We start from the raw sequence: 9,765 nt of genomic DNA, 5'->3' as shown, positions 1-9,765 counted from the left end.
TGTAGCAAGCCAGCACTCAAGGTCGTCTTTTTCGATCGTAGGTCGGCACGCAGCGCCGCCGGATCCCCTGAAAACGCTTCTAGGGGCGGGAAGTCACCACGCGATGCGCAGCAGCGAAGGCCCGCGCACGATCACGCCGTACTCCCACTTCACACCTTCACGCCCGTCCGCGAACCGCAGGTCCGGGAACCGCGCCAGGATCGCCTTCAGGGCTTCCTGCAGCTCCAGCCGGGCCAGCTGCGCGCCGATGCAGTGGTGCGGGCCGTGGCCGAACGCGACGTGCGGGTTCGGCTTGCGCGTCAGGTCGATGCGGTCCGGGTCGGCGAACACCTCGGGGTCGCGGTTGGCCGCGTGCAGCGCCGGCAGCACCGGGTCGCCCGCGCGCACCACGACGTCGCCGAAGCGGATGTCCTCGGTGGCGTAGCGCGCGAACATCGCCGCGGTGTTGATCGGCACGTACCGCAGCAGCTCCTCGATCGCCGTCGGCATCAGGTCCGGGTCCGCGCGCAGCTGGGCCAGCAGCTCGGGCTGCGTCAGCAACGTGAAGATGAAGCTCGGCAGCGCCGTCGACACCGTCTCGACGCCACCGGTCAGCAGGCCCGCACCGGCGATCGAGATCAGCTCGTTCTCGGTCAGCTTGTCCCCCGCGTCGCGGGCGTAGACGAGCGCGCCGAGCAGGTCGTCGGTCGGCTCCTCGCGACGCTGCGCCACCAGCCCGGCGACGTAGTTGTCGAGCTGGTCGCCGTAGACGTCGAGCACGTCACCCTTGGCCGTGGCGTCGCTGACCAGCGCCTGGGTCCACTCGCGGAAGATCTTGTGGTCCTCCTGCGGCACCCCGAGCAGGTCGCAGATCACGGTGACCGGCAGCGGCCGGGCCAGCTCCTCGACGAGGTCGGCGCTGTCGCCGTGTGCCTGCATGTCGTCGAGCAGCCGGTTGACCAGGTCCTTGACCCCCTCGCGCATCTGCTCCAGGCGACGCGCGGTGAACGCCTTGCTCACCAGGCGGCGCAGCCGGGAGTGGTCCGGCGGGTCCATCCCCATGATGCCGTCGCCCATCTGCTGGCGGCGCATCCGCGGCTGGTCGAGGCCCTGCGCGAGCTCCCGGCTGAACCGCGGGTCGGTCGTCACCAGCTTGACGTCGGCGTACTTCGTCGCCAGCCAAGCCGGTTCGCCGAAGGGCATCTGCACCCGGCTCATCGGCTCTTCGCGCTGCAAGATGTGGTACTGCTCGGAAACGGAGATCTCGTGCATGTCGAACGGATACGCACGGACTGTCCGGCGTGAACTCGTCACGACTCGCCCCCAATCGCTCTCATCGGTTGTTCCAGCGCCTCGGCGTCGTAGACGTTCTGGATGTGGGAAAGCGCCGACATCAGCGTCGACGAAGTGATCCGGTCCGCGTGGTGGCGCTCCACCACGTGGCGCAGCGGCAGCGACCCGAGCTCCGACCAGCCGAGCCGGCCCGCCGGGTCGAGGTAGCTGCGTGCCTGCCCGGCGTTGTCCGGGTGCAGGCAGTACGGGACGTCGAGCAGGCCGCGCTTGAACGCGACGACGATCGCGCGGCCGAGGTCGGCGTGGCTGTTCAGCACGGCGTCGACGAGCGCGTACGCCTCGCGGTAGACCTGGTTGTCCCGGTCCACAGCGGCCTTGCCGGTGACCGACCGCGCCACCGCGCCGGCGTGCTCCAGCGCCGCGACGTTCTCGGCCACGGTCGGGATCCGGTGCGCCTCGGCGGTGGTCTTGACGATCAACCGTTCCGACCCGGTCGTCACGGCCAGCTCGGCCGCCGTCCCGAGCAGGCCCCGCGCGCCCTCCGACGTCCGCGGGAACAGGCCCATGTAGGCGTAGATCACGACGTGCCAGGTGGCGTCGGGCATCAGCTCGGCGCACAGCCGGCGCAGCGCGGAGACCGCCTCCTGGTCCTGGGTCATGTTGGTCTGCTGGGCGTAGCTCACCGAAATGCTGCGCACACCCTTGCGGTAGAAGAACAACGCCTCCAGCACCGACAGCGCGACCAGCTCGCTCGGCGGGCAGAGCTGGCCCATCATGCAGCCACCGAAGGTTTCCAGGTGCGGCCGGCCGGCCGGGTGCTCGGCGTCCAGCAGCAGGTCGCAGCAGTGCGCCCAGTTGCGCACGGACTCGTCCAGCGGCGTCCGGCTGTAGGGCAGGCAGTAGGAGACCGGGCCGCCCTCGGTGGCGTGCAGGCCGGCGGCGATCATGGCGCGGAAGATGTCCGCGGGCCGCGCCGAACCGTGGCGCACTTGCACCGGGAAGTCCGGGCCTTCGAGGCCGTCGAGCATCTCGCGCGTGACGTCGGCCGGGTGGTTGACGATCGGGTAGCCGTTGAGGGCGATCCCGTTGCGCAGCGCGTGCGCCACCGACGCGGTGTCGCAGACGCGCGTGTAGCTGTCGAGCGTGACGGTGCCGACGGTCGCGGCGGCCGCGCTCTTGGTCGCGGCCAGCCCGGCACGCATGACGGCCGGGTCCGCGAACCCCATGCGGGGCTGCACGACGAGCTCGCCGGCGGCGTGCCGTCGCGCGACGAACTCTTCGAAGCTCACGCCTCCACCTGGGTCGCACCCGCCGAGAGCGTCGCGGCGAACCGGCGGAACGACGCCGCGCCCTGCTGGTCGTCGAACACCGCGTCGAACCCCGCGAGCAGCAGCTGCGCGGTCTCCTCCGCGGTCAGCGCGCCGCCGACGCCGAGCTTGCCGCCGATCACCACCGGCATGGTGCGCAGCTCGGCCAGGGCGCGCAGCCGCTGGATCACGCGCAGGCCGTCCTGGTGGCCGTGGCCGTTGACGCTGCTCAGCACGAGCATCGCCGGGCGGCGGCTCAGGCACTCCGACTCCAGCAGCTCGTCGGGCACGCACGCGCCGAGGTTCACCACCTCGAAGCCCAGCTCGCCGACGAGCAGCTCGAGGTAGACCAGGTTCCAAGTGTGCGAGTCCGACGCCATGCTGCTGACGATCACCGTGCGCCGGGAGGGCCCGGTGGCGATCCCGCCGCCGTAGGCCCGCAGTTCTTCCGTCATGGCGACACCTCGTAGACGCGCTGGTAGTCCAACCGCGACACCGAGACGACCTCGCCGCCGCGCACCACGACCTCCGTCGGCGCGGGCCGGCCGAGGAAGCTGATCAGGCTCGCGGTGACGCCGTAGGCGCCGACGTTCGGCACGGTGACGACGTCGCCGGAAGCCAGCTCGGGCAGCTTCGCGGCCTTGGCGAGCGAGTCCCCGGGAGTACACAGTGGACCGACGAGGCTGCCGGTCGCGTCGCCGGTTTCCTCGATGCCGACGGCCGCGGGGAGCAGCCTGCCGATCCCGGACAGCCCGCCGACGACGTTGATCCCGGCGTCGAGCACGACGAACCGGCTGCCGCGGCTGTCCTTGACGTTCACCACGCCGGCCAGCAGCGAACCGCAGCTGCCGGACAGGTACCGGCCCGACTCGCAGGCCAGCTCGATCCCGCCGTCACGCCACTCGGGCAGGTGCAGGTCGAGCAGCGTCTCCAGCCCCGAGCGCAGCTTCGGGTAGTCGGTGCGCGGGCCGGGGACGGCGTACGGCGAGGAGAACCCGCCGCCGATGTCCAGGATTTCGAGCGGCAGCCCGACCTCGTCGCGCAGCTTCGCGGCCGACGTGAGCACGAACTCGTACTCGCCGAGCAGAGCGTCTTCGTCCTGAGCGTTGCTCATGGTGAAGAAGTGCGCGCCGACGACGCGGGCACCCGGCACCGCCTTGAGCGCGGGCATGATCTCGGGCAGCGTCTCGGCGTCGATGCCGAACTGCGACGGGCGGCCCATCATCCGGATGCCGGTGCCGCCGCTGCTCGCGGTGGTGTTCACGCGCAGCAGCGCGGACGCGGTGACGCCGTGCTTCTCCGCGGCGGCCCCGACGTGCTGCAGGTCGGTCAGCGACTCGACGGAGAACAGCCGGACGCCGGTCGCGATCGCGTGCTCCAGCTCGGCGTCCGTCTTGCCGGGTCCGGTGTAGAGGATCCCGGCCGGGTCGAACCCCGCCTGCAGCGCGTTGGCGAGTTCGCCGGTGGAGCTGATCTCCGCGCGGCACCCGCCGCTGCGCAGCTCGCGGGCGATTTCGGGGTGGGGGTTGGACTTCAGCGCGTAGAACAGCTGGAAGCCTTCGGGCAGCATGCCGAACAGCTGGTCGCGCGACTCGGCGACGACGTCGAGGTCGTAGACGTAGATGGGCGTGCCGTACTCGCCGGCGATGTCGGTGCTCATTTGCGGGCGCCTTCCACGAGCAGGGCGAGTTCCTTCGTGGCGTTCTTGCCGTGCGCCGTGAGCGGGAACTCCTCGACCACGTGGCACAGCGACGGGACCTTCTGCGGTTCCAGCCGCTTGGCGAGTTCGCGCAGCACCGCCGTGGGCGCCAGGTCGGTCTCGACGCAGATGGCGAGGTCCCGCGTGTCGCTCGGCGGGATCGCGCCCGCCGCGCGGACGCCGGGGATGTCCATCGCCGCGGCTTCGATCTCCAAAGTGGACATCCGGATGCCCTTGCGCTTGAACATGTCGTCGCGGCGGCCCTCGAAGTAGAGGTAGCCGTCGGCGTCGAGGCGGCCGTAGTCGCCGGTGTGCAGGCGCAGCTCGCCGGTGGTCTCGTCGCGGCGGAACGCGCGGGCGGAGATCTCGGGGGCCCGCCAGTAGCCGGGCATCACGTGCGGGCCGGCGGCGACGATCTCGCCGATGTCCCCGGCCGGCAGCTCGGTCCCGTCGGCGGCGAGGATCAGCACGGACGTGCCCGGCAGCGGCAGCCCGGACGAACCGGGGCGCTCGGTGTCCTCGGCCGGCGGCATGATCGTGATCCGCTTGCACTCGGTCTGGCCGAACTGGCGGACGACCTTGGCATCGGGGAAGGCCGCGCGCAGCTGGGCGATGGTGGCGTCGGGCAGCGCGGCGCCGGTGTTGGTGAACAGCCGCACGGGCGCGGCGGGCTCGGTGTCGCGCGCGGCGAGCGTGGCGATCATGGTGGCCAGCGACGGGACGATCGGCACGACCGTGGCGCCGACCTCGCGCATCCGCTGCAGCAGGCGCAAGTCCGACTCGGCGTCGGCGAGGACGATTTCACTGCGGCCGACGGTGGACATCAGCACCTTGTAGAGGCCGTAGTCCCAGGACATCGGGAACCGGCAGAACACGACGTCGTCCTGGCGGTAGCCGAGGACTTCCTGGATGGCGCGGGTGGCGAAGGTGACCTGGCGGTGCGGGCCGATCACGCCCTTCGGCGCGGCGGTGCTGCCGGAGGTGTAGACGAGGACGGCGATGTCGTCTTCGCTCACCTCGACGGCTTCCTGTTTCTCGCCCAGCGCGTGCTCGACGTCAGTCCAAAAGGGACCGAACTCCTCGGGGGTGAGCACGAGGACCGGTTCGGCGTTGGCCACGACGGAGTCGAAGTGGAACTTCTTCATGGCCGGGTTGATCGGCACGAACACCGCACCCCGGCGCGAAGTGCCGTAGAAGAGGGCGACGAGCGCGCGGTCGGTGGGCAGCTGCACGACGACGCGGCCGCCGTGCCCGACTCCGCGCCGCGCGAGCACCACGGCGACGGCGTGGCTCCACGCGTCGAGCTCCGCGTAGGTCCACGCACCGACGCGATCGCGGACCGCCGACGCCCCGGCCGCATCGGCCACCGCGGCGTCGAGCAGAGAATGGACCAAGGAATCGTTCACGACTGCCACTCCGTAAGGACTCGAAGGATCACCGTGCCGGCGTGGAAGACACACACCTGGAGACGCTTCGAAAAGCTAGCCGTGCTGACCTGCGGATCCCCACCCCTAACGGCCCCTAACCCCCGCGCCGGGCGACGGCACGCGAACGACCCGTCCACCGCGCCGGGCGTGGTGGACGGGTCGGTGCCGGGCTCGATCAGCCCACGGGGACCGGGGCCAGGATCTCGGCGGCCCGCGCCGCGAGGGTCTTGCGGTCGATCTTGCGGTTGGAGTTGAGCGGGAACTCGTCGACGTGCCGGTAGTGCCGCGGAATCACGCCCTCCGGCAGCACCGCCCGCAGCGCGCGCACCATCTCGAGCACCGGCCGCTCGCCGCCGGTGTAGAACACGAACAGCTCGGTCCCCGCGTCCCCGGCGACGCCGAGCGCCACCACGTCCTGGACGCCGCAGTCGCGCAGGGCGTGCTCGACCTCCGTCAGCTCGACGCGCCAGCCGAGCACCTGCACCTGGGAGTCCAGCCGCCCGAGGTAGGCCAGGTCCGCGCCGCCGAGCCGGCGGACGCGGTCACCCGTGCGGTAGAAGCGCTTGCCGTCCCGCTCGAGGAACCGGCCCCGCTCGTCGGCCGGGTCGAGGTAGCCCGGGGTCATCTGCGGTCCGGCGATGCACAGCTCGCCTTCGCCGGCGTCTTCGTCCAAGAGCAGGTAGTCGTGCCCCGCGTGCACCTCGCCGATCGGCACCACGCCGTTCACCGCGACCCGCGGCGTCTCGACGTCGTCCCAGCGGTACCCCGACACCGTCACCGTCAGCTCGGTGGGGCCGTACAGGTTCTCCACGATCGACGACGACGCCGCGGCCCGCCAGTCGGCCGTGTCGCGGACCGTCAGCGCCTCGCCCGCGAAGAAGCTCCACCGCAGGCCCGGCAGCGCACCCGGGGTCAGGCCGCCGGTGCGGCGGACCAGGTCGATCGCGCTCGGCGTCGAGAACCACACGGTGAGCCCGCGCTCGGCCGCGAACCGCGGCAGGTTCCGGTACGCCCCGCCCGGCAGCACCACCGCCGGCGCGCCCGCGCCCCACGCGCAGAACAGGTCGAACATCGCGCAGTCGAAGTTCAGGTCGAACGTCTGCGAGAACACGTCGTCCGGGGTGAAGTCGTACCGCTCGTCCAGCAGGCCGAAGTAGTGGTCGAGCGCCGCGCGCCCGATCCGCACGCCCTTGGGGCGCCCGGTCGAACCCGACGTGAACAGCACGTACGACGTGTCGGCGGGCGCCAGCGGCCCCGACAGAGCCTGTGAAGCCCGCGGCCGGTCACCGCACTCCGGCGCCAGCACGGGCACCCCGTCCGGCACCACCGCGAGACCGCGCTCGTCGGCGACGATCGTGTCGATCCCGGCGGCCTCGACCATCTGGGCGGTCCGCGCGGCCGGGAAGTCCGGGCGCAGCGGGACGATCGTGGCACCGGCGTACAGCCCGGCCAGGATCCCCGCGTAGGCCGTGACCCCCTTGCCCGCCAGGACCCCTACGGTGCGGGCGCCGGTCTCGGCCAGCGCACCTCCCCACAGCAGGGCCAGCTCGTGCAGCCGGTCGTAGGTGAGGGTCTGGTCGCCCACGTGGACGGCCACGCCGCCGCCGGAGCGTTCGAGACCGCGCAGGAACCGCGTGTGCGGCCCACCCGTAAGACCCGTGTCCATCATCGTCCTCCGCGTGAAATAGGGGTGCCGATGCGTCATCCGGGACGGCGACGCGCGGTAGAGTCCAAAACCGAACCGGGCGGTCGGTTTCCTCTCGGTAGATCCCAACCTAGCGATCCGGAGTAGCCATGTGGGACAGCACTTTCGACGAGACGCTGCGCTCGTACCTCCCCTTCCTGCCCGCCGAGGAGGCGCTGACCGCCGAGACGCCGCTGCGGGAGTACGGGCTGGACTCGCTCGCCACCGTTGAGCTGCTCTCCGTGCTGGAGCAGAGCTACAACGTGCGGTTCGAGGACGACGCCCTGAACCTGGAGACGTTCGAGAACCCCGGCCGGCTGTGGACCACGCTGGCCGCCCTGCAGCCCGCTAGCTGACCCGCGACGGTCCTGCTCCCCGGCGGCGGGGCTGCAGGGCCATCCGCGGGTTCACCGTGACCACCTCGAAGCGGCTCGTGGTGACGCGGACGCGCCCGAACAGCGTGTCCGGCCCCGCGATCCAGAGCTTGCGCACGCCGTTGTCCGCCAGCGTCGAGACGACGTCCGGCCAGCGCAGCGGTTTGACGATGCTGTCGAGCAGCATCGTGCGCACCTGCTCGCCGCTGCGCAGGACCTCACCGTCCTGGTCGGCGACGATCGGCAGCAGCGGGTCGTGGAACTCGAGGTCGCCGAGCACCTCGTCCTCCGCCTTGCGGCGCAGCGCGCCGAACGCACGCGAGTGCAACGGCGGCCGCATCGTGTAGAGGGAGAGCCCGCCCATGCTCCGGACCGTCTGCTTGAGCCAGTCGAGGTTCCGCTCGCGCAGCGAGACCATGTAGAAGTCGTGGTCGATGTAGCACGAGATGTCGAACCACTCGCCCTTCGCCTCCAGCTGGGACAGGGCGTCGGTGAGCTTTTCCTCCGGGGTCCGGACGAACGAGTGCGTCACGACGTCGGTGTACTCCGTCGCGAAGAACTCGGTGAGGCAGCGGGCGAGCTCCGCCGTCATCCACACCGCGTCCGGGAAGGTCAGCGACCCGGCGTACACGCTGGCCGGCTTCTCGCCGAAGCTCGGGCCGGCGCAGTAGTCGGGGCTCATCCCCTGCTCCTCCTCGGCCCACTGGGCCAGGGCGACGCAGGTGAGCATGAACCCGACCTGGGCGTAGGACGAGTAGTCGCCCTCGGTCTCGCGGAAGCGGTCGACCAGCGAATAGCCGAGCCGGTCGTTCGCCTGCGAGATCAGCCTGCGGGCGAAGGGGTTGATGAGCAGGAACTTGCCGAAGTCGGCGAAGCGACAAGGGCTCATCCCGGGGAAGACGACCGCCGATCCCGGCCGGGTGGCCTCATCCATGGCTGGCGACCTCTCGTTCGGCGACCCGGCTCGCGGGTGCGGTGGGCTGGATGTCCTGGAGGAATCCCAGCAGGACTTCGCGGAACCGTTCGGGCTCCTCGAGGTGGGGGACGTGGCTGGAGTCTTCGAAGATCTCCCAGCGCACGTCGTGGATCCGGTCGAAGTACGGCTGGATCGTGACGGGGGTGGCTTCGTCGTGCCGCCCGGACACGAGCAGCGTCGGTGCCTCGATGTCGTCGAGGTACTCGATCACCGAGTAGTCCTTGAGCGTGCCGCTGACGGTGAACTCGCTCGGGCCGTTCATCGTGGCGTAGACGGTGTTGTCGTCGGCCATCTCCATGAACGAGGCCAGGTAGTCGGCCGGCCACGGCAGCACGCGGCAGACGTGCCGGTCGTAGAACGCGCGCATCAGCTCGAAGTACTCCGGCGCGTCGGTGGTGCCGGCGGCTTCGTGCGCCCGCAGCTGGTCGTCGACGCCCGGCGGCAGCTGGGCGCGCAGCACGTCCATCTCCTGGCGCCACAGCGGGTACGACGCCGGCGAGTCGGCGATCACCAGCCCGCGCAGCCCGTCCGGGCGCTGCGCGGCGTGCCGTGCGACGACCAGGCCGCCCCACGACTGTCCGAAGAGGACGTAGTTGTCCTCGATGCCCAGGTGCTGCACCAGGTTGTCCAGCTCGTCGCCGAACAGCTCCGGCGTCCAGAACCCCGGGTCCTGGCCCGGCAGCCGGGTCGAACCACCGCTGCCCAGCTGGTCGTAGTGCACGACCGGGAACCCGTGCTCGGCGAGCGAGCAGAGGTTCAGCAGGTAGTCGTGCGTGCTGCCCGGCCCGCCGTGCACCACGACGACGGCGGGCAGCTCGCCCCCGGTGGTACCGGTGACCCGGTACCAGGTGCGGTACCCGCCGAAGGGAACCCAGCCCTTCGCGATCGGTGCCACGGCCATGCTCATCACCTCTTCGTTTCCCTCACCCCCGGCGCACGCGGCCGGACCCACGTTCATGTCTAGCCGCCGCGGGCCCGCCGGATCCAGCCCCTAAGGGGCATCTAAAGCCGTTCCAAACCCTGCTC

9 protein-coding genes are annotated in these 9,765 nt (G+C 71.0%); 1 reads left to right on the top strand and 8 read right to left on the bottom strand.

Annotation, left to right across the window (positions count from 1 at the left end; all coding sequences use genetic code 11):
- Positions 1–93 precede the first annotated feature (93 nt).
- The 6 genes from QSK39_RS51585 to QSK39_RS51560 all read right to left on the bottom strand — a co-directional run bounded on the left by QSK39_RS51585 (position 94) and on the right by QSK39_RS51560 (position 7,371).
- Positions 94–1,251: a cytochrome P450 gene (locus QSK39_RS51585; protein ID WP_285485190.1), complete on the bottom strand. Its 1,158-nt coding sequence runs from the start codon at positions 1,249–1,251 to the stop codon at positions 94–96.
- A gap of 38 nt (positions 1,252–1,289) precedes the next feature.
- Complete coding sequence (locus tag QSK39_RS51580) at positions 1,290–2,561, bottom strand: methylaspartate mutase (protein ID WP_285485189.1); 1,272 nt, start codon at positions 2,559–2,561, stop codon at positions 1,290–1,292.
- The gene (locus tag QSK39_RS51575; protein WP_285485188.1) at positions 2,558–3,034 is read right to left on the bottom strand and encodes a cobalamin B12-binding domain-containing protein; all 477 of its coding nucleotides are present in this window, start codon (positions 3,032–3,034) and stop codon (positions 2,558–2,560) included. The genes QSK39_RS51580 and QSK39_RS51575 overlap by 4 nt, the downstream gene beginning before the upstream one ends.
- Entirely contained in the window at positions 3,031–4,239 is a 1,209-nt protein-coding gene (locus QSK39_RS51570) for a type III PLP-dependent enzyme domain-containing protein (protein ID WP_285485187.1), read from the bottom strand. Before QSK39_RS51570 ends, QSK39_RS51575 begins: the two co-directional genes overlap by 4 nt.
- Positions 4,236–5,684: an AMP-binding protein gene (locus QSK39_RS51565; RefSeq protein WP_285485186.1), complete on the bottom strand. Its 1,449-nt coding sequence runs from the start codon at positions 5,682–5,684 to the stop codon at positions 4,236–4,238. Before QSK39_RS51565 ends, QSK39_RS51570 begins: the two co-directional genes overlap by 4 nt.
- Positions 5,685–5,880: 196 nt before the next feature.
- A complete protein-coding gene (locus QSK39_RS51560; RefSeq protein WP_285485185.1) occupies positions 5,881–7,371 on the bottom strand; it encodes an AMP-binding protein in 1,491 nt (496 codons plus the stop codon).
- A gap of 128 nt (positions 7,372–7,499) precedes the next feature.
- On the opposite strand from QSK39_RS51560, the gene QSK39_RS51555 reads away from it, so the two are divergent.
- Complete coding sequence (locus QSK39_RS51555) at positions 7,500–7,745, top strand: phosphopantetheine-binding protein (protein ID WP_284750721.1); 246 nt, start codon at positions 7,500–7,502, stop codon at positions 7,743–7,745.
- On the opposite strand, the gene QSK39_RS51550 is transcribed toward QSK39_RS51555, so the two are convergent.
- Both QSK39_RS51550 and QSK39_RS51545 read right to left on the bottom strand, forming a co-directional pair.
- Entirely contained in the window at positions 7,738–8,697 is a 960-nt protein-coding gene (locus tag QSK39_RS51550; protein ID WP_285485184.1) for an ACP S-malonyltransferase, read from the bottom strand. The two genes, QSK39_RS51555 and QSK39_RS51550, sit on opposite strands and share 8 nt — an antisense overlap.
- Complete coding sequence (locus QSK39_RS51545) at positions 8,690–9,640, bottom strand: proline iminopeptidase-family hydrolase (RefSeq protein ID WP_285485183.1); 951 nt, start codon at positions 9,638–9,640, stop codon at positions 8,690–8,692. The genes QSK39_RS51550 and QSK39_RS51545 overlap by 8 nt, the downstream gene beginning before the upstream one ends.
- Between the last annotated feature and the right edge of the window lie 125 nt (positions 9,641–9,765).

This window comes from Amycolatopsis sp. NBRC 101858 (genome assembly GCF_030269325.1).
Classification (GTDB): Bacteria; Actinomycetota; Actinomycetes; order Mycobacteriales; family Pseudonocardiaceae; genus Amycolatopsis; species Amycolatopsis ponsaeliensis.
The sequence above is the reverse complement of the archived record's forward strand: the minus strand, read 5'-3'. Positions and strand labels throughout refer to the sequence as shown.

Bases quoted from the DNA above. Each gene is read 5' to 3' on its own strand.
- QSK39_RS51570 (WP_285485187.1), bottom strand. From the start codon at position 4,239: ATGAGCACCGACATCGCCGGCGAGTACGGCACGCCCATCTACGTCTAC.
- QSK39_RS51575 (WP_285485188.1), bottom strand. From the start codon at position 3,034: ATGACGGAAGAACTGCGGGCCTACGGCGGCGGGATCGCCACCGGGCCC.
- QSK39_RS51550 (WP_285485184.1), bottom strand. From the start codon at position 8,697: ATGGATGAGGCCACCCGGCCGGGATCGGCGGTCGTCTTCCCCGGGATG.
- QSK39_RS51585 (WP_285485190.1), bottom strand. From the start codon at position 1,251: ATGCACGAGATCTCCGTTTCCGAGCAGTACCACATCTTGCAGCGCGAA.
- QSK39_RS51545 (WP_285485183.1), bottom strand. From the start codon at position 9,640: ATGGCCGTGGCACCGATCGCGAAGGGCTGGGTTCCCTTCGGCGGGTAC.
- QSK39_RS51560 (WP_285485185.1), bottom strand. From the start codon at position 7,371: ATGGACACGGGTCTTACGGGTGGGCCGCACACGCGGTTCCTGCGCGGT.
- QSK39_RS51555 (WP_284750721.1), top strand. From the start codon at position 7,500: ATGTGGGACAGCACTTTCGACGAGACGCTGCGCTCGTACCTCCCCTTC.